The organism is Kutzneria sp. CA-103260 (genome assembly GCF_018263855.1).
Taxonomy (GTDB): domain Bacteria; phylum Actinomycetota; class Actinomycetes; order Mycobacteriales; family Pseudonocardiaceae; genus Kutzneria.
The window spans coordinates 8,115,022-8,132,411 of sequence record NZ_CP073318.1 but is presented as its reverse complement, the minus strand read 5'-3'; the positions used below and the strand labels follow the sequence as shown (position 1 = coordinate 8,132,411).

At 69.6% G+C, this 17,390-nt stretch carries 18 protein-coding genes; 7 read left to right on the top strand and 11 right to left on the bottom strand.

Going from position 1 to position 17,390, the window contains the following annotated elements:
- The first annotated feature begins 54 nt into the window (after positions 1–54).
- The gene (locus JJ691_RS35690; protein ID WP_211763950.1) at positions 55–3,003 is read left to right on the top strand and encodes a S8 family serine peptidase; all 2,949 of its coding nucleotides are present in this window, start codon (positions 55–57) and stop codon (positions 3,001–3,003) included.
- A gap of 18 nt (positions 3,004–3,021) precedes the next feature.
- On the opposite strand, the gene JJ691_RS35685 is transcribed toward JJ691_RS35690, so the two are convergent.
- Positions 3,022–3,249 (bottom strand): GNAT family N-acetyltransferase, encoded by a 228-nt coding sequence (locus JJ691_RS35685; protein ID WP_211771910.1) that lies wholly within the window; start codon positions 3,247–3,249, stop codon positions 3,022–3,024.
- A gap of 93 nt (positions 3,250–3,342) precedes the next feature.
- The gene (locus JJ691_RS35680) at positions 3,343–3,699 is read right to left on the bottom strand and encodes an EthD domain-containing protein (RefSeq protein WP_211763949.1); all 357 of its coding nucleotides are present in this window, start codon (positions 3,697–3,699) and stop codon (positions 3,343–3,345) included.
- A gap of 95 nt (positions 3,700–3,794) precedes the next feature.
- Here JJ691_RS35680 and JJ691_RS35675 point away from each other — a divergent pair, with 95 nt between their 5' ends.
- The 4 genes from JJ691_RS35675 to JJ691_RS35660 are packed head-to-tail and all read left to right on the top strand — an operon-like array spanning position 3,795 to position 9,009.
- Positions 3,795–4,400, top strand: coding sequence for a TetR/AcrR family transcriptional regulator (locus tag JJ691_RS35675; RefSeq protein ID WP_211763948.1), 606 nt, complete (start codon positions 3,795–3,797; stop codon positions 4,398–4,400).
- Positions 4,401–4,417: 17 nt separating this feature from the next.
- Positions 4,418–7,195: a BTAD domain-containing putative transcriptional regulator gene (locus JJ691_RS35670; RefSeq protein ID WP_211763947.1), complete on the top strand. Its 2,778-nt coding sequence runs from the start codon at positions 4,418–4,420 to the stop codon at positions 7,193–7,195.
- Between the two features lie 24 nt (positions 7,196–7,219).
- Positions 7,220–8,455, top strand: a complete 1,236-nt coding sequence (locus JJ691_RS35665; RefSeq protein ID WP_211763946.1) for an FAD-dependent monooxygenase — start codon at positions 7,220–7,222, stop codon at positions 8,453–8,455.
- A 41-nt stretch (positions 8,456–8,496) separates the two neighbouring features.
- Complete coding sequence (locus JJ691_RS35660; RefSeq protein WP_211763945.1) at positions 8,497–9,009, top strand: DinB family protein; 513 nt, start codon at positions 8,497–8,499, stop codon at positions 9,007–9,009.
- 126 nt (positions 9,010–9,135) lie between these two features.
- Here the strand turns inward: JJ691_RS35660 and JJ691_RS35655 are convergent, their stop codons facing one another.
- The 6 genes from JJ691_RS35655 to JJ691_RS35630 all read right to left on the bottom strand — a co-directional run bounded on the left by JJ691_RS35655 (position 9,136) and on the right by JJ691_RS35630 (position 12,840).
- Positions 9,136–9,909, bottom strand: coding sequence for a pyridoxamine 5'-phosphate oxidase family protein (locus JJ691_RS35655; protein WP_249227221.1), 774 nt, complete (start codon positions 9,907–9,909; stop codon positions 9,136–9,138).
- Between the two features lie 70 nt (positions 9,910–9,979).
- A complete protein-coding gene (locus JJ691_RS35650; RefSeq protein ID WP_211763943.1) occupies positions 9,980–11,239 on the bottom strand; it encodes an FAD-dependent monooxygenase in 1,260 nt (419 codons plus the stop codon).
- Positions 11,236–11,418, bottom strand: coding sequence for a hypothetical protein (locus JJ691_RS35645; protein WP_211763942.1), 183 nt, complete (start codon positions 11,416–11,418; stop codon positions 11,236–11,238). The genes JJ691_RS35650 and JJ691_RS35645 overlap by 4 nt, the downstream gene beginning before the upstream one ends.
- 187 nt (positions 11,419–11,605) lie before the next feature.
- Positions 11,606–11,854, bottom strand: a complete 249-nt coding sequence (locus tag JJ691_RS35640; protein ID WP_211763941.1) for a hypothetical protein — start codon at positions 11,852–11,854, stop codon at positions 11,606–11,608.
- Entirely contained in the window at positions 11,854–12,354 is a 501-nt protein-coding gene (locus JJ691_RS35635) for a DUF6232 family protein (RefSeq protein ID WP_211763940.1), read from the bottom strand. Before JJ691_RS35635 ends, JJ691_RS35640 begins: the two co-directional genes overlap by 1 nt.
- Before the next feature lie 51 nt (positions 12,355–12,405).
- Complete coding sequence (locus JJ691_RS35630; protein ID WP_211763939.1) at positions 12,406–12,840, bottom strand: hypothetical protein; 435 nt, start codon at positions 12,838–12,840, stop codon at positions 12,406–12,408.
- 185 nt (positions 12,841–13,025) lie between these two features.
- On the opposite strand from JJ691_RS35630, the gene JJ691_RS35625 reads away from it, so the two are divergent.
- Positions 13,026–13,259, top strand: coding sequence for a hypothetical protein (locus JJ691_RS35625; protein WP_211763938.1), 234 nt, complete (start codon positions 13,026–13,028; stop codon positions 13,257–13,259).
- A gap of 59 nt (positions 13,260–13,318) precedes the next feature.
- Here JJ691_RS35625 and JJ691_RS35620 read toward each other — a convergent pair whose 3' ends face one another.
- On the bottom strand, positions 13,319–14,314 hold the full coding sequence (locus tag JJ691_RS35620) for a hypothetical protein (protein ID WP_211763937.1): 996 nt from the start codon (positions 14,312–14,314) through the stop codon (positions 13,319–13,321).
- Between the two features lie 338 nt (positions 14,315–14,652).
- On the opposite strand from JJ691_RS35620, the gene JJ691_RS35615 reads away from it, so the two are divergent.
- Positions 14,653–15,759: a hypothetical protein gene (locus JJ691_RS35615; RefSeq protein ID WP_211763936.1), complete on the top strand. Its 1,107-nt coding sequence runs from the start codon at positions 14,653–14,655 to the stop codon at positions 15,757–15,759.
- Here the strand turns inward: JJ691_RS35615 and JJ691_RS35610 are convergent.
- Both JJ691_RS35610 and JJ691_RS35605 read right to left on the bottom strand, forming a co-directional pair.
- Positions 15,749–16,912 carry an RNA polymerase sigma factor gene (locus JJ691_RS35610; protein WP_211763935.1) on the bottom strand — a complete coding sequence of 388 codons (1,164 nt, stop codon included), beginning with the start codon at positions 16,910–16,912 and terminating at the stop codon, positions 15,749–15,751. The genes JJ691_RS35615 and JJ691_RS35610 overlap by 11 nt on opposite strands.
- Positions 16,909–17,325 (bottom strand): YciI family protein, encoded by a 417-nt coding sequence (locus tag JJ691_RS35605; protein ID WP_211763934.1) that lies wholly within the window; start codon positions 17,323–17,325, stop codon positions 16,909–16,911. Before JJ691_RS35605 ends, JJ691_RS35610 begins: the two co-directional genes overlap by 4 nt.
- Positions 17,326–17,390 lie beyond the last annotated feature (65 nt).

Genomic DNA, 17,390 nt, shown 5'->3' with positions numbered 1-17,390 from the left:
GAGTTTGACTGGCCGTTGACGATCATTCGGCGACGACTGCCCGAGGTGTCTCCCGTGAATAGATATCGCCTGCTCACAGCGGCGACAACCCTGTCCATGAGCGCGGCCCTGGCTTTGCTGGGCAACGGTGTCGCGGCCGCGGCGCCGGTGCCGCTGGCCCCCGCGGTCGACGGCGCCGCGGACGGCGGACGAGTCATCGTGGTGCTGGCCAACCAGCACGGCGACCTCAAGTTACGGGCGCAGAGCTCGCAGCGCACCGCGACCACCCACACCGACCAGCAGTCGGTCGTTTCGGACATAAAAGCCAATGGTGGCACCGATGTCACCCAGCTGGTCAGCGTCAACGCGGTCGCCGCGCACCTGTCCGCGGCCGAGGTGAACCGGCTGCGGGCCAACCCGGCCGTGCAGCAGATCGTGCCCGACGAGCCGATGCCGGTGGACACCCCGGCGCAGACGCCGAAGGCCCCGGCGGCCAAGCTGAGCCAGAAGCTGTGCCCGACCGACCCCACGCACCCGCTGCTGGAGCCGGAGGCCCTGTCGGTCGACAAGGTCGAGACCGACCGGCCCGGCGATGTCGAGCAGGCCTCGAAGATCGCCACCGGCAAGGGCGTGCTGGTCGCCATCGACGGCATGAACCAGTTGGCCGGCAACCCGAACTTCGTCCGGCCGGACGGCTCGCACGTGGTCATCGACGCGCCGAACCCGAACGAGGACGACAGCGACGGCGAGTACTACGGCGACGCTTCCTCGGTGGCCGGCCAGGGTCTGGTCACCTACGACTTCAGCAAGGAGCTGCCCTACTCGGGCCTGCCGGCCGGCTGCACCTTCCGCATCAAGGGCGTCGCCCCGGACGCGTCGCTGGTCGACTCCTCGCTGATCGACACCCCGCCCAGCGCCTCGGGCCAGGTCCACTACGAGTCGCAGGTCGTCGCCGGCATCGACCACGCGGTGGTGACCGAGCACGCCGACGTGATCTCCGAGTCCTACGGCTACACCCCGCGCCCCGGCCGCTATTCGGTGTTCTACGCGGCCAACGACGCCGCGGTCGCGGCCGGTGTCACAGTGGTCGTCTCCTCCGGTGACAGCGGCGTCTCCGGCACGGTGTCCTCGCCGGCCACCGACCCGCAGGTGATCGCCGTAGGCGCGACCAACACGCTGCGCCTGACCAGCCAGGCCTACGGCTACGACTCCTGGATCAACAACGACATCACGCCGCTGTCCTCCGGCGGCACCGCGCCCAACAACCGGGTCGTGGACCTGGTCGCGCCCGGCTACGGCGGCGAGGCGGCGTGCAGCCCGACCGGTTCGGACTGCCCGACCAACACCCTGACCGAGGCCTTCGGCGGCACCAGCGAGTCGTGCCCGCTGGTGGCCGGCGCGGTCGCCGACGTCATCCAGGCCTACGCCGACACCCACCACGGCGTGAAGCCGACCCCGGCGCTGATCAAGCAGATCCTCACCGGCACCGCCCAGGACGTCGGCGCGCCCGCCGACCAGCAGGGCGCCGGCCTGCTCAACGTGTACGCCGCGGTGCGGGCCGCCCAACAGGAACCGGGCAGCACCCTGGTTTCCGACGCCCCGGCCCTCGTGCCGTCACCGTCCCAACTGGACATCACCGCCAACGCCGGTGTCAGCGCGCAGACCGTGAACCTCTACAACGCCGGCGCGCTGCCGACCACCGTCACCGGGACGTACCGGGAACTGGGTGCGGCCAAGCAGATCGGCGCCACCGTCACCGAGCCGGTCAGCGCGCCGGACCCGAGCCTGCCCGTGCCGGCGGCCGGGGCCACCGCCGCCTCGCCGATCACCTTCGACGTGCCCAAGGGACTCGACCGGCTCAACGCCGACATGATCATCCCGGATCCCGCCAACGGCACCATTCTCTCGTTCACCCTGGTCGACCCCAAGGGCCGGCTGAGCCAGATCTCCTACGACTACGGCACCGCCCCAACGGGCAGCGCCAAGTTCGGCACCGTCTCCAACATCCAGCACGTCGAGGTGGCCGCCCCGACCGCCGGCACCTGGACCGCGAAGATCCTGTGGGCCAATGGCCGGGCGCATCTCCAGTCCCCGCCGAACGTGCCGGGCTCCTACCGCGGCGACATCTCGTTCCGGGCCACCGGCCAGCACTACGTCACCACGCCGGCGACCGGTCCGGTGACCATCCCCGCGCACGGATCCGCTGATGTGGCCCTGAATGTGGCCATGCCGACGGCTCCCGGTGACCACCCCGAGTCGGTGCAGTTCGTGGCCGCCAACGGTGCCACCACGTCGCTGCCGGTGGCCCGCCGCACCCTGGTGCCGTCGGCCGGCGGCTCGTTCACCACGGACATCACCAGCTCCGTCGGCCGGCAGGTCGGCCAGATCAGCACGCTCAACATCGACGTGCCGGCCGGCAAGAAGGACCTGGACGTCAGCTTCCACACCGCGGATGCCAGTGCCGACAACGGCATCGCGTACTACCTGATCGACCCCGACGGCAAGGTCGTCACCACCGACGCCACGCCGGCCACCACCGTGCAGGGCATCGGCTCGGACAAGCCCGTCGGCGACGCCGCGCTCGTCACCGCCAACCCCAAGCCCGGGCGGTGGGAGATCGACGTCATGCTCAAGCTGACCGAGAGCGGCAAGGAGTTCACGCAGCAGGTGCACGGCACCGTCGGCTACAACCGATCCGACGCCGTCGCCTACAACCTGCCGGCCGTGGGCAGCAAGGTCGCCGCCCAGTCGAGCACCGCGTTGTACTTCCGGGTCGCCAACACCACCGGCGTCGGTCGCACCTTCCGGCTCAGCCCCACCGGCTCCGACATCACCGCTGGCACCCCGGTCTACCTGCCCGCCGGCACTTCCGCGCTGCTCACCGCAACGCTGAAGCCGACCGCCGCCGCGGGCACCGCCGTCACCGGCACGGTCAACGTCCTCAGCAACACCAGCGCCGGCGGGGCGCAGACCTTCGCGTCCCTGCCGTACGGCTACACCGTGGGCACCGCCGTCAGCCCCTGACCGTGATCGGCGCGTCGGTCACAACCGGCGCGCCCGCCACACCACCGATCGAGCCGGGTCCCCGTCGGGACTCGGCTCGATCCGTTCCACCGCGTAGCCCTGCCGCTCGTAGAACGCCCCGGCCCGCTCGTTGGCCGCGAAATGCTCGATCCACAGCCGATCCGCGTCGGTCGGCAGCTGCTCGATGAGGGCCACCAGCAGTCGCGGACCCAGTCCGTGACCGCGATGTTCGGGGTCGACGTACAGGCGGAATCACTCTCTCGCCGAACCGGCGGACGGGTGCGACGTCGTCGAGCCCGGCATTCCGCACAACCAGCATCGTTGCCTCTCCCGTCCACGCTACGACAAAACGTTTTCCGAGGTCACGCGTTCGTCGTTGGCGAAGGACCGGAGGTAGGAGCGGTCGAGGAACCTCGCCTCGTCGTCGGGGACGCGGGTGCCGGCGGCGCCCAGCGCGGCGAGCCAGGCGTCGAAGGCCGCGCGGTCCGGGAAGGCGATCTCCGACATCACGTCGAAGTCGAGCTCGTCCTCCCGGATGTTGAGGGTGTCGCCCCACACCACGTAGTGCCGCTTGTAGACGTCCGGGGTCGGCGCGAGGCTGAGGATCAGCGGGACGTGGTGGTTCTCGTAGTAGTCGATGAAGTCCTCGGTGGCCATGCCGGCCCGCTTCCTGAGGAACGAGAGCTTCTTGTACATCGGGTGCGGCCTCCTTGTCGGCGATAACTGGGGAGTTCCCCGGTTGCTGTGTAGTACCGTAAGTGGGGAACTCCCCAGTTGGCAAGGAGGCCGCCGTGCCGCCGTCGATCGCCGGCTCGACCCGGGCCGAGTTGGCCCGGCTGATCCACCCGCCGCTGCGGGCGGACGCGCGGCGCAATTACGAGGCCGTGCTGGCCGCCGCGGCTGAGGTCTTCGCCGCCGGCGGTCCGGACGCCTCGCTGGACGAGATCGCCCGTCGGGCGGGCGTGGGCAACGCGACCCTGTACCGCCATTTCCCGCACCGACGCGACCTGCTCGTCGCGGTGTGCGTCGACGAGGTCGAAAAGCTCTGTGTCATCGGGGAAAAGCTGCGGGGCAGCTCGACCGACGCGCTGGAGTCGTGGCTGCACGCCTACATCCACCACGTCCGAACCCGAAACGGCCTGGCCGCCGCGTTCGTCGCCGGCGACAGCGAGGACTCCGTGTTCGTCGCGGCCTGTCGGGCCGCGGTCGGAGAGGTGGCCACCGCCCTGCTCCAGGACGCGCAGCAGGCCGGCGTCATCCGGGGCGACCTTCGGCTCGACGACCTGTTGACCCTGGCCAACGCCATCGCCATGGTCACCGAGTCGAGCGACCGCAGCCACGCCGAGAACCTGCTGACGCTGGTGGTTGAGGGATTCCGGCCTCGATCGGCGTCCTGAGCAAGCAGAATGTCCGGGTGCGGATCGGTGTGCTCGGCGCGGTCGAGCTGTGGGGGCCCGACGGGAGCCCGATGGCCCTCGGCGGTTCCCGGCCGCGGGCCCTGCTGGCCGCGCTGGCGCTGAACGTCGGCCGGCCGGTGTCCGTCGACCAGCTGGTCGACGCCGTCTACGGCACGGAGCCGCCCGGAAATGCCCACCATGCCTTGCAGTCGCAGGTGTCCAGGATCCGGCCCCTGCTGCCTGAGGGCAGCCTGGCACGGCATCCGGCCGGCTACGTCCTGAGCCTCGATTCCGACGAGGTTGACGCGCATCGCTTCGAGCGCCTGGCGACCGAGGGCCGGCAACTGCTCGCCCTGGGCGACCACGCCAATGCCCGCAAGGCTTTGGTCGAGGCCCTGGAATTGTGGCGTGGCCCGGCCCCGACCGTCCGCCTCGACGACCTGCGACTGTCGGCGATCGAGGACCGCATCGAGACCGACCTGGCCCTCGGCCAGCCCGACGTCGCCGAACTTCGCCAGCTGGCAGCGGAAAACCCGTACCGCGAACGACTTCGTGGCCAGCTCATGCGGGCGTTGGCGGCGGATGGCCGCCAGGCCGAGGCGCTGGCCAGCTTCGATGACGCCCGCCGAACCCTGGCCGACGAGTTCGGCGCCGACCCGTCAGCCGAGCTGGCTGAGGCTCACCTGGCCGTGCTGTGCGGTGCCAACCCGATGCGTCCCGTGCCGGCCCAGTTGACCAGCTTTGTCGGGCGGGACAAGGAAATCCGCCAGGTCAGCGAGGCGCTGCGGGCCGCGCGGCTGGTGACGATCATCGGCCCCGGCGGCGCGGGCAAGACCCGCCTGGCCATCGAGTTCGCCCGTCGGGTGGCTGAGGTGTGTTTCGTCGAGCTGGCCGAGCTCGGCGATTCGGCCCAGGTGCCGCAGGCGGTGATCGGCGCGTTGGGGCTGCGTGACGGCGGGCTGTTCGGCGGCGGCGAGGCCCCGGATCCGGTGGCCCGCCTGGTCGCCGGCCTCGCCGACCGGGGCATCCTGCTGGTCCTGGACAACTGCGAGCACGTCATCGACGGCGCGGCCCGGCTGGTCCGACGGCTGTTGGCCGCCTGCGCGGGGCTGCGGATCCTGGCGACCAGTCGTGAAGCCCTTGGCATCACTGGGGAATCGCTCTGCCCGCTGCCGCCACTGGCCGGCCCGGACACGATCCGCCTGTTCGAGGAGCGCGCCCACGCGGTCCGCCCGGGCTACCGGCTCGACCCCGAGACCGTCGGCCAGGTCTGCGCGGCGGTCGACGGGCTGCCGCTGGGCATCGAACTCGCGGCGGCCCGGCTGCGGTCGTTCGAGCTGGACGAGGTGCAGGCCCGGCTGCGGAAGCTCTCGCACGGCGACCGCACCGCCGAGCCCCGGCACCAGACGCTGCGTGCGGTGGTCGCCTGGAGTTGGGACCTGCTCGACGACGACGAGCGCACCATGGCCCGGCGGCTGTCGGTTTTCGCCGGCGGGGCAACGCTTTCCGCCGCCGAGGAGGTCTGCGGCCGGTCTGCGGACGTGCTCGCCGGCCTGGTCGACAAGTCGTTGGTCGAGGTCAATGCCGGCCGCTACCGGATGCTGGAGACCGTCCGCGCGTTCTGCGCCGACCAGCTCGACGACGAGAGCGACCGGGCTCGCCGCCAGCACGCCGAGCACTTCCTCCGGCTCGCCGAGGAGGCCGAGCCGTGTCTGCGTACTGGCGAGCAGTTGACCTGGATGGCCCGGCTGACCGCCGAGCACGCCAACCTCATGTCGGCCCTGCGGTGGGCGGTCGGCGCGGACCCGGAGATCGCGCTCCGACTGGCCGCCAACACGACGTGGTACCTCTATCTCCGCGGCCTGCGCAGTGACGGCATCGCCCTCGTGACCGAGCTGATGACGTTGCTGGGCAAGGAAGTCCCGCCCGGCCTCGACGAGGAGTACCTGCTCTGTGCGGTCAATGTCGACGTGCGCGTCGACCGGGCCGCGGAGCTGCTACGGCGGCCGGGATTGCAGCTGCGCTTCCCGTACCTGGTGATGTTGTGGACGATGATCGGCACCGCCGAAGAGGTCACCATGGAGATCTTCGGCGACGACCTGTGGTCACGCGCGTTCTTGCGGACGGCCGAAGGCCTGCGGACCCTCTACCACGGCGAGCTGGCCGTCTCCCGGTCCTGTTTCGAGCAGGCGTGCGCGTTGTTCCGGGACGTGGGGGACCGGTGGGGCATCGCCAACACGGTCGACCAGCTCGCCGGAATCGCCGCGCTGGAAGGAGATCCGGCCGCGTCGCTGGCGCTGATCGACGAGGCGATCGAGGTGATCGGCCAGCTCGGTGACGCCGAGGACGCGGCCGAGTTGCAGTGCCGCCGGGCCGACAACCTCGTGCGGCTCGGCGAGGTCGCCGCCGCGCGGGCCAGCTACGAGCAGGTGGCGGGTCTCGGTCTCCAGCCGACGACAGCCTCCGCGCACCGGGGTCTCGGTGAGATCGCCCGGCTGGCCGGCGACCTGGCCACTGCCCGTGAGCTGCACGAGCGGGCGCTCGCCGAATGCCAGGCCGGGCCGATCGTTGCCGCCGAGATCCGCTCCCGGATCCTGTGCGGGCTGGGCGCGATCGCCGCCGCGCAGGGCGATGCCGACCGGGCCCGTGAGCACTACGAGCGGGCCCGTGACGAGGCCCTGGCCAGGCAGAACCTGCCCATGGCGGCCGTCGCCGAGCAGTGGCTGGCCGGCGGCGCGCTCACCTGGGAGCAGACGCTTCACCGGCTCCGTGAGCGCTTCGTGAGCGACTGGTGAACCGGCCGCCGCAGAGTCTGCGGCATGACGAAGAACATCCTGGTCTCCGGGGCCAGCATCGCCGGCCCGGCCCTCGCCTACTGGCTGCGTGAACACGGCTACACCGTCACCGTCGTGGAGCGCGCACCCGCGCCCCGCCCCGGCGGCTACAAGATCGACGTGCGCGGTCGGGCCATGGAGGTGCTGGAGCGCATGGGCCTCGTGGACGAGGTTCGCCGGCACCACACCGACATGCGTGGCGGTGCGTTCGTCGACCGCCGCGGCCGCACCGTCGTGGAGATGGACGCCGACACAGTCGGTTTCCGCGAGCCCACCGACGTCGAGATCCTGCGCGGCGACCTGGCTCGCATCCTGCTCACCGCCACCGAGGGCGTCGAATACGTCTACGGCGACTCGATCACCGCACTGACCGAGGACGAGCGCGGCGTCGCCGTCACCTTCGAACGGTCCCTGCCACGGCGGTTCGACCTCGTGATCGGCGCCGACGGCCTGCACTCCGCCGTCCGGGGTCTGGCCTTCGGGCCGGAGGAGCGCTTCCTGCGCTCCCTCGGCCACCACATCGCCATCTTCAGCGTGCCCAACCTGCTGGAGCTGGACCGCTGGGAGACCATCCAGGCCGAGAAGGGGCGGACCCTCAACGTCTACAGCACCCGGCAGGACACCGAAGCCAAGGCCGCCTTCATGTTCGCCTCGCCGGACGTCGAGTACGGGCGGCGGGACACCGCCCGCCAGCAGCAGATCCTGGCCGAGGTCTTCGCCCCGCACGGCTGGATCGCGCCCCAGCTGCTCGACGCCATGCCCGCCGCGCCCGACTTCTTCTTCGACGACCTGAGCGTTGTCGAGATGGAGTCCTGGTCCACCGGCCGGGTCGCGCTGGTCGGAGACGCCGCCTACGGCCCGTCGCCCGCGTCCGGCCAGGGCACCAGCCTCGCCCTCGTCGGCGCCTACGTGCTGGCCGGTGAACTCGCCGCCGCCGGCGGTGACCACAAGTCCGCCTTCGCGGCGTACGAGCAACGAATGCGGCACTTCGTCACCCTCAACCAGAAGCAGTCCAGCAACATCAAGCGCATGGTGGCCGGTTCGCGGTTCACCCTCTGGCTCAACAGCACGATGATGCGCCTGATGCCCTACCTGCCCGGCACCTCCAAGATCATGGACAAGGTCCGGGCCGAGATCCGCGACGTCTCCAACGCCATCGATCTACCGGACTACCAAAACCGTCCGGAATCGAGGACAGAAGCTGTCCGCAATCCCTTCTAGTGTGGTTCTCAACAGGGAAAACACCACGAGAGGGGCCCACGATGACCACCACCGAGCAGACGCTGACCGGCGAGCACGCCGAGCTGCTGGAGACCCTGGGCAAGCACCGTTTCTTCCTCCGCTACACCGTCCAGGGCCTCACCGACGAGCAGGCCGCGCTCACCCCCACCGCCAGCCAGCTCTGCCTCGGCGGCCTCATCAAGCACGTCACCCGGGCCGAGAAGGGCTGGTACGACTTCGCCGTGGGCGGCCCCGAGGCCCACCCTGGCACCGACGTCGAGGGCCACCTCTCCAGCTTCCGCATGCTGCCCGGCGAAACCCTCGACGGCCTGCTCGCCGACTACGAGGCCACCGCCCAGCGCACCGACGCCCTCATCTCCTCCGGCGTCGACCTCAACCAGAGCTGGCCGCTGCCCGTCGCCCCCTGGTTCCCGCCCAACGCCAGCTGGTCCATCCGCCGCGTTCTGATGCACGTCATCGCCGAGACCGCCCAGCACGCCGGCCACGCCGACATCATCCGCGAGACCATCGACGGCCAGAAGTCCATGGGCTGACCTGCTGCTTCCGGGTTTGTCCACAGGGGCCGAGCTGTCCACATCCCGATCTTCGCCCCACCCGGCCGCGGCCCCCGCTCGATATGCTGGAGCGGGGCCGGCCCCCGGGTTGGGTGGGGGTGTGAGCTAGGCGCGGGCCTGCGTCGTGAACCGAACCCGACGGTCGGTGCCGGTCCACTCGATGCGGGCGGTCCCGGACAGGTGTAGCCGGGCGCCGGTCTCGAAGTCGAGGAACAGCAGGGCGGTCTCGTCGGAGACGGCGATGTTGCCGAGGCTGTTGAACATGTTGTTGCCGGGGAAGTCGTCCCACCACAGGTCGTCGCCGTCGAGGTGGACGAAGCCGGCGGGGCCGCCGCGGTGGGAGGCGTCGGCGCCGCGCAGGGGGTGGAGGGTGCCGAGGAAGAAGGTGTCGGCGGCGGTGATCAGACCGGCGCGGTTGGCCAGGGAGGGCGGCGGGACGGCGGGGAAGCGGTGCGCCGGGTTGATGTACTGCGGGCAGTTGCCGTAGGCCTGCTCGACCTCGATGTGCAGCCCGCCGTCGACCCGGGTGAGCAGGCCGTTGACCCGCATCCGCCGCCGCGCGGCGAAGTCGATGGCGACCATGCCGATCTGCTGTCCGGCGGGCAGGTCGAAGAGCGGATCGCCCTTGTGCGGCACGGCGTTGACGTGCAGCGAGGCGTTGTAGCCGGCCAGGAAGCCGGGCCGGGCGACCAGCGGGGACGTCCACAGTCGGCCGTCCCGGCCACGGGCGGTGATCACGGCCAGGTCCCGCCCGGCGAGGAAGCGGCCGGCCCCGCCGGAGAGGTTCGGCGGGGCCAACATGGGGCTGAGCCGCTGCGCCAGCAGCCGCACCCCGGCCCGTTCCTGCACGGCTAGTTCACCGCTGTGGAAGCCACCCATCACACGCCCCCAAAGGTTCGGAATCTGAACCGATGGTGGCACGGGTGGGTGGCTTTGTCAAACGGTTGAACTACCAGGTATCCGTTAGGTAGGTGGCGACGGTGAGATCGTCGTCGGGACCGCCGACCACGCCGATGTGGCCGTCGGGCCGGACCAGCACCCGCACGTCGTCGAAGGTCAACAGGGTGAAGTCCTTGTGCCGCAACGACTCCTGCCACGGGGCGCGGAAGCCGGCAGTGGGCCCGTCCCACTCGACGAGGGTGCGGGACAGCGGACTGTCGGGATAGCCGAGCCCCAGTTGCCGGTGCTCGGGCCGAACACCGGCCTCGATGCCGCCGGTGCCCTGCCGAACCGCCTCGGCGATCCGCTGCAGGCCCTCCGAGCTGGTGCCCAGCGTCCACTCGGCGATCGGCCGCCGTTCCACCTCATAGGTGTCGAGCAGCTTGTCGCCGGCCTCCCCGTTGATCACGGCGGCCAGCTTCCAGCCGAGGTTGTACGCGTCCTGGATGCCGGTGTTCATGCCGAGACCGCCGGCCGGCGGGTGCACGTGCGCGGCGTCGCCGGCCAGGAAAACGTTGCCCACCCGGAACTTCCGCACCATGCGGACGTTGACCCGGTACGTGGACAGCCATGTCGGATTGCTCAGCCGAACCCCCGGCAGCCCCACCATCTCGTCGAACAGCCGCTGGAACACCTCCAGTGACGGCTCGGTGCTCGTATCGTCCAAGGACACGATCTGCACCTGCCACTGGGGAACCGTGCGGAACGGCGTCAGGGCGTAGAAACCCTGGCCGATCCACATGTGACCACTGTCGGCCTCCAGCCCCTCGACCTCGACGTCGCCGAGCAGCATCGCATAATCGTCCTCGCTCACCCCCTCGAACGGCACGCCCAGCAGCTTGCGGACCGTGCTGCGGCCACCGTCGCAGCCGACGAGGTAGTCGGTGTCGATCTTGCCGCGGCTGGTGGTGCCGTCCAGGGCCAGCAGCTCGGTGTCCAGCTCCACCTTCACGCCGTGCTCAGCCAGCTTGTCCCGCAACGCCTCCTCGACCTTCCACTGTGGAATGATCAGAACGTTCGCGTCCACGTCGTGGCTGTACTCGCGATTGACGTACATCCGGTTCTTCGAGTACCGGCCCGCGGCCAGCACCTCGTCCCGAACCCCCAGATCGGCCAGCACCTCCAGGGATCGGTCCTGGATGCCCTTGCCCCGCGAGCCGACGAAGAACGCCGGCGCCTTGTCGATCACCCGCACCGGCACGCCCCGCCGAGCCAGGTCGAGGCCCAGCGTCAGGCCGGTCGGCCCGGCCCCCACCACCAGAACTGTCATGATTCTCCCCCTGTGATTCCGTCCAACAGCAGCGCGACGAGCTGGTCGTGCAGCTCACGGTGCTCGACTGGCAACCGGTGGCGCACACCCCAGCCGCCGAGAGCCTCCTGAAGGGCCAGCGGCACCAGCTCGTTCACACCCGAGCGCTGCACGTTCTCCCGGATCCTGGTGCCCTTCAACCCGTTGCGCGCGAACTCCGCCGCGGCGGCGAGCAGAGCATTCCGGCTGTCGATGCGGTAAATGTTTACTGCGCACCAGTGTCAGGTCAAGCGGATCCGGGTTTGACTCCAGCTAGGGCGATGTGCCCGCAGGCAGGGATCTGCGGGCACAGCAAGGGGATTCGGTCTTCGCCGCCACGGCTCCGGGCTACCGCGGCGGATTGTGGTGCACGTCGCCGAGGTGGGTGGTGGTCTTGTCGTCGGCGACGTAGTCGCCGTTCTGGATGGTCACGGTCCGCGGCGCCTCCGGCCCGTTGGGGCCGGCTTTGCTGACCACGTTGTCGCCGGGGCCGGTGTGCACCTGCTTGCCGACGTTGCCCGAGCCGTACTGCTGGATGATGTCGCCCTCGCCGACGTGGTTCGTGTTGTGCACGTGAAAGCGGTCGTCGGTGCTCATCAGTGCGACTTCACCCCCGCGCCGACCTGCTTGCCGATGTTGTTCGCGCCGTACTGCTGGATGATGTCGCCGCCGACCACATGGTTGACGTTGAAGATCGTCTGCGCGGTGTCGGGGTGGCCGATCGCGTCGGTGATCACCTCGACCAGCTTGCCGATCTCGTTCTGGTCCATGCTCCAGATGGCGTCGTGCTGCACGCCCGCGGTGTTGAGGACCAGGCCGTAGAGCGGCTGCAGCTTCAGCGCCAGGGCCAGCCGCCAGACCGCCAGCGCCATGCCGCCCAGGAAGACAAACAGCCCTAACGCCGAGGAGGCCGAACCGGCGATCCCGGCGATCATCAGGCAGAGCAACGCCCGCAGGATGAACTTCCGCACCGCCGCGGTCTTGATCGGCTTCGGGTCGATCCACCGGGAGCCGACGTGCGAGATGGTCCGCAGCGGGTACGCCTCGCTGTCGATCCACAGGACCCCGTTGTTGATCCTGACCTCACCACTGGTCATGGCATCTCCTTGATTCTCTGGGTGAAACGTGGGGAGTCGATGTCGACGCCCTCACGGTTTGGGGTGGTTGTTGACGTCTCCGATGTGGACGGAGTTCTTGATTCCGTGCACGTAGTCGCCGCCGTTGACCTGCACCGACGGAAACGACGGCTGGCCGCCGGGAACCTCGGAAACCGGCTTCGGGTGCCGAGGCGCGCCCTCGCGGTTCTCCCAGATCCGCTTCGCCTCCTGGTAGCGGACCTCCCATTCGGCGAGGCGCCAGGACGGGCGGGGCGCATCCGGCTTGAGGTACTGCAGGCACGTGCGCACGACCGTGATGAAGTCGCGCGTGTTCCGTGGGAAACGCCCCATGTCCTTCCAGCCGCGGATGGTCTCCACGCCCACGTCGGACGCGATGGCCAGCCCACGCAGGGACTTCGACTGCGCGTCGACCAGGGACCCGAAATCCCGCAGCAGCTCCTCGGGTGTCACGCCTGTGTTCGCCACCGGACCTACCCCTCGCCTTCTGACTCGATCGGACAATGGAAACGTCCGAGTGTCCGACCGCTCGGACGCCTTTTCACGGCATGGACCTGCCGTGATGCGGAAAGTGTCCCGCCGGGATAATTGGACGCCGCAAACGATCCCAATCTCTGCCTCGTCACATTTCATCGACGAGCAGAGGTGAAACCATGGAGTTCAAGACTTCCGGTTACTGGATTGTCGCCGAGACCGGTGCTAACCCGAATGCCTGTCTGGTCATCGCGATCGCGTTGTGGGTGCTGGCCTGCAGCCAGCACGACGCGATGCTGGTGGCGTGCCTGCGGGCCGTGCTGGTGCTGGCGGTCAAGTTCGTCAAGGCCGGCTTCGCGGCGGTCGCCCCCCGGCGCCGTCGTCGCTCCCACCGGCCGCGGCGGCGCGGCTGACCGGCCGCCGTGGTGAGCGGCGTGGGTGGTCCAGTGTCAGGGCGGGACTCCCATGCCGTTCACCGCGCCTCATGCCATCGGTACTGGCAGCCGTAGGCGAGGTGGGGACCGAGGTGGTCGAAGGTCAGGTTCGCCTCGCCCACCGCGTCGAGCGCGAACTCCCCGGACGGGGCGACGGCGCGGCGGGCGAACGCGTCCAGGGTGCGAATGTCCTCGCCGTCCACCCGTCTGATCCAGGCCGGCGGGTGGTCGGGGTGGAACTTCACGATGAGCTGGTAGTGGCGGATCGTGACCTCACCGGTGATCACGTGGTGGGCACGGATCAGCGCCACCGGAAAGGTGAAGCTGATCCCGAAGCGGTGCGGCTCCCGCCGGGCCAGCGGGGACGGCAGACCCAGCACGAGTTCGAACCCGGTCGGGGACAGGCGGCGCAGCGCCTTGATCCGCCCACCGTGCTGGACCCGCGCGGAGAACATCGGCTCGGGAGTGTCCGGGTGCTCGGGCAGTTCGAACCGGATCGGTATCTCGGCGAGCCCGTCCTGGACGCAGATGAGCTCGCGCTCCTGGTGCACCACCACCGTGGCCGGGTCGGCGTGGGCGGCGGTGTTGTCGACGATGGCCCGGTACTCGCTGATGTAGTAGGACTTGACGAAACGCTGGCCGCCGGCGTTTCTGGACAGCTCGGCCGCGATCTCCCTGGCCAGTTCTCCCTCGGCGTCGCTGATCCGCCGCAGCGCCGTCCGGTTGCTCACCGCCAACAGCGTGGCCAGATGGTCGACCCGCTCGGTGAAATTGGTCAGGTGGCCGATCTTGCTGTCGATGGCCAGGCTGATCGCGAGAATGTCCTGGCGTTCACCGGGCAGGCCGCCGGCGAAGGCCAACAGATGCTGGATCAACGTGGGACGCAGCTGTGCGGCGTCGCCGTGCACTCCGCACAGGGTCCGCAGATGCGGCCCCATCTTTTCGGCCAGGTTGGGCGTGAGCACACCGTGGCCGGCTCTGAGTCTTCGGATCTCGTCCTTGACCTGCTCGGCTACTTGATCCTCGTTCGGCACCGCGTCAGCATGGCAGTGAAAAGAACCGGCATGGACAACGTGCCAAAAACATGCCACAGGATGGCGGGTCGTTTCACCCGTACGGCGGTCCGCCCGCCGCTCGGGGCCGGGCGAGATCGGGAAATGATGGGAACTGTCGCGGCCAACTTTGTCTCCGAGCTTTTCGATCACGCTGCCGTGGATCTCGCTTCGATACCTACCCATGACACTTCCCTCGGAGACACGATGTCGTGCTCGAATCGGAATCGCTGTTCTCATCGCTGAGCCTGGGAGTTCGTTACCACGGCCAGGTGGATCGCAAACAAGTTCCTGACAACCGCTCGGTACGGTCGCCGGACATGAAGGCACTCTGGGTGGCGGCGGCCCTGCTGCTGGGGCTCGCGGTCCCGGCGCAGGCGGATCCGCACGACGTCCTGTCGGTCAGTTACAACCTCGGCGACCAGGCGTTCGAGCCGCCGGCGTCGATCGGTTACCACGGCCGCGGCGAGTTGGACGGCGTGGTGTTCTACCCGAGGGACGTCGCCCACGGCACGCATCCGCTGATCATGATTGAGCACGGCCTGTGGGACACCTGCGCGACCGGCAAGGGGATCCAGGACTGGCCGTGCCCCAGCGGCGTCAACCAGATCCCGAGCTACCAGGGCTACGACTACCTGGCCGAACAGTTGGCACGCAAGGGATTCGTGGTGGTGTCGATCGGCACCAACGGCATCAACGCCACTTCCTTCGGGCAGGCGCCCACGGTCTACTACGCCCGAGCGGCGCTGATCAACGCGCAGCTGGCCATGTGGCAGCAGCTGTCGGCCACCGGTGGCGGGCCGCTGAGCGGGAAACTCGTGGACGCTCAAGGCAAGACATCCACCGTGGACTTCAAGGGGCATGTGGACATGACCGATGTCGGCACGATCGGACATTCCATGGGCGGTGGCGGTGTCATGCAGCAGATCGCCGACATCCGGCACGACGAGTGGCCGCCGGGCGTGACCGTGCGGGCGACCTTCGCCTTCGCCCCGACCGACAACTGGAACGGCGAGATCGTCACCCAGGTCCCGTTCGCGACCATGTGGGGCACCTGCGACCAGGTCAACACCGGTTCGTACTTCAACCAGTCCAAGGGAAAGAACACGGTCCCGATCTACAGGTACACGCTGACCGGCGGCAACCACGACTTCTACAACACCCAGTGGTCGCCGAGCAGCGGCCAGGTCGCCGCGCACGACGACGCCGTCCCCGGCACCAAGCCCGGCTACTGCCAGGCGTGGATCCCCGGCCAGGCAACGCATCCCGACCAGCGGAAGCTGACCGAACAGCAGCAGCGCACGATCGCCTCGACCTACGTCAACGCGTTCTTCCTCCGCCACCTCAAGGGGGACAAGGGCTTCGACCCGCTGTTGGACGGCCGGGTCAGCCCGTTCGACGCCGTGAAGACCGACTTCAGTCCATGAGCCGATCGGCGCGGGCGTTGAGATAACGCTGCTGCGGCAGGCTCGTCGCCCGCCGGGACGCCTCGCGGTAGGACACCCGCGCGGCGGCCCGATCCCCGGCCAGCTCCAGCAGATGCGCGCGGGCGGAGTGCAGTCGGTGATCGTCGTCGAGGCGATTGTCCAGCAGGGCCAGGCCTTTGCGTGGACCGTCGACCATCGCGACGGCGACGGCGTGGTTCAGGTCCACCACCGGGTTGTCGGAGATCCGCTGGAGCAGTTCGTACAGGCCGACGATCTGCGGCCAGTCGGTCTCCGCATAGCTCGCGGCCTCGTCGTGCACGGCCGCGATGGCCGCCTGCAGCTGGTACGGCCCGGGTGGACCTTGCGTCAACGCCGTGGTGACCAGGTCGACGCCCTCGGCGATGTCCTCGGCCAGCCATCGGGTCCGGTCCTGCTCGGCCATCGGCACCGGCTCGCCGTTCGGGCCCGTACGAGCCGGCCGGCGGGCGTCGGTGAGCAGCAGCAACGCCAGCAGCCCGGCGGCCTCGCCGTCGTCGGGACGCAGTCGGCGCACCATGCGGGCCAGCCGGATCGCCTCCCCGCTCAGCTCCACGCGGTCCCGGGCGTAGCCCTCGGTGAAGATCAGGTACAGCACGTGCAGCACCACCGGCAGCCGGTCGTCGGCCGGCAGTCCGAACGGCACACCGCTGGCCTTGACCGTCTGCTTGGCCCGGCTGATCCGCCGGGTCATGGTCGACTCCGGCACCAGGAACGCCCGCGCGATCTCGGCCGTGGTCAGGCCGCCGACCGCGCGCAGCGTCAGCGCGATCTGCGACGACGGCGACAGACTCGGATGGCAGCACAGGAAAAGCAGCACCAGTGAGTCGTCGGCGGTCGGCGCCGGCGTGTAGTGCTCGGGTAGCGTCCACGTGCTTTCCCGGCGCTGGCGGGCACTTTCGCCGCGCAGCAGGTCGGTGAGCCGACGCGACGCCACCGTGATCAACCACGCCTTGGGGTTGTCCGGCACGCCGTCGGCCGGCCACTGCTGCGCGGCCGTCAGCAGCGCCTCCTGCACCGCGTCCTCGGCGGTGTCGAAATGGCCGTAGCGGCGGACCACGGCGGCGAGGACCTGCGGCGTCAACTCCCGCAGCAGGTCCTCGAAGCCGCTGGTCACAGGTCCATCTCGTGCCGGCTCTCCGCGACCGGCCGGATGTCGATCACGGCGTTGGTGATGTCGGCCGGGCCGGGCACCTGGAGCAGCCGGGCCGCGATCTCGGTGGCGCGGTCGTAGCTGTCGCACTCGACGACCCAGTAGCCGGCCAGCACCTCCTGCGTCTCCGCGTACGGGCCGTCCGTCACCACCGGCGCGCCGTCGCGCAGCTGGAGCCGGCGGGCGTGCACGGGCGCGGTCAGGCCGCGGGTCTCCACCAGCTCGCCCGACTCGGCCAGGTCGTTGTTCAGCTTCGTCATGTACGCGCCCATGGCCTCGAAGTCGCTGGGCGTCCAGGTCGGGCCGCCCTCGGTGGGCCGGCCGGCCATCGCGTCGTAGTCGCGCTGCGAGCCGTAGGCGAGGATCAGGTATTTCACGGTGCCGCTCCTTCGCTGTGCCGCTCCTTCGCTGGGGCGGCCTTTCACCCGAGACGTCGGTGCCG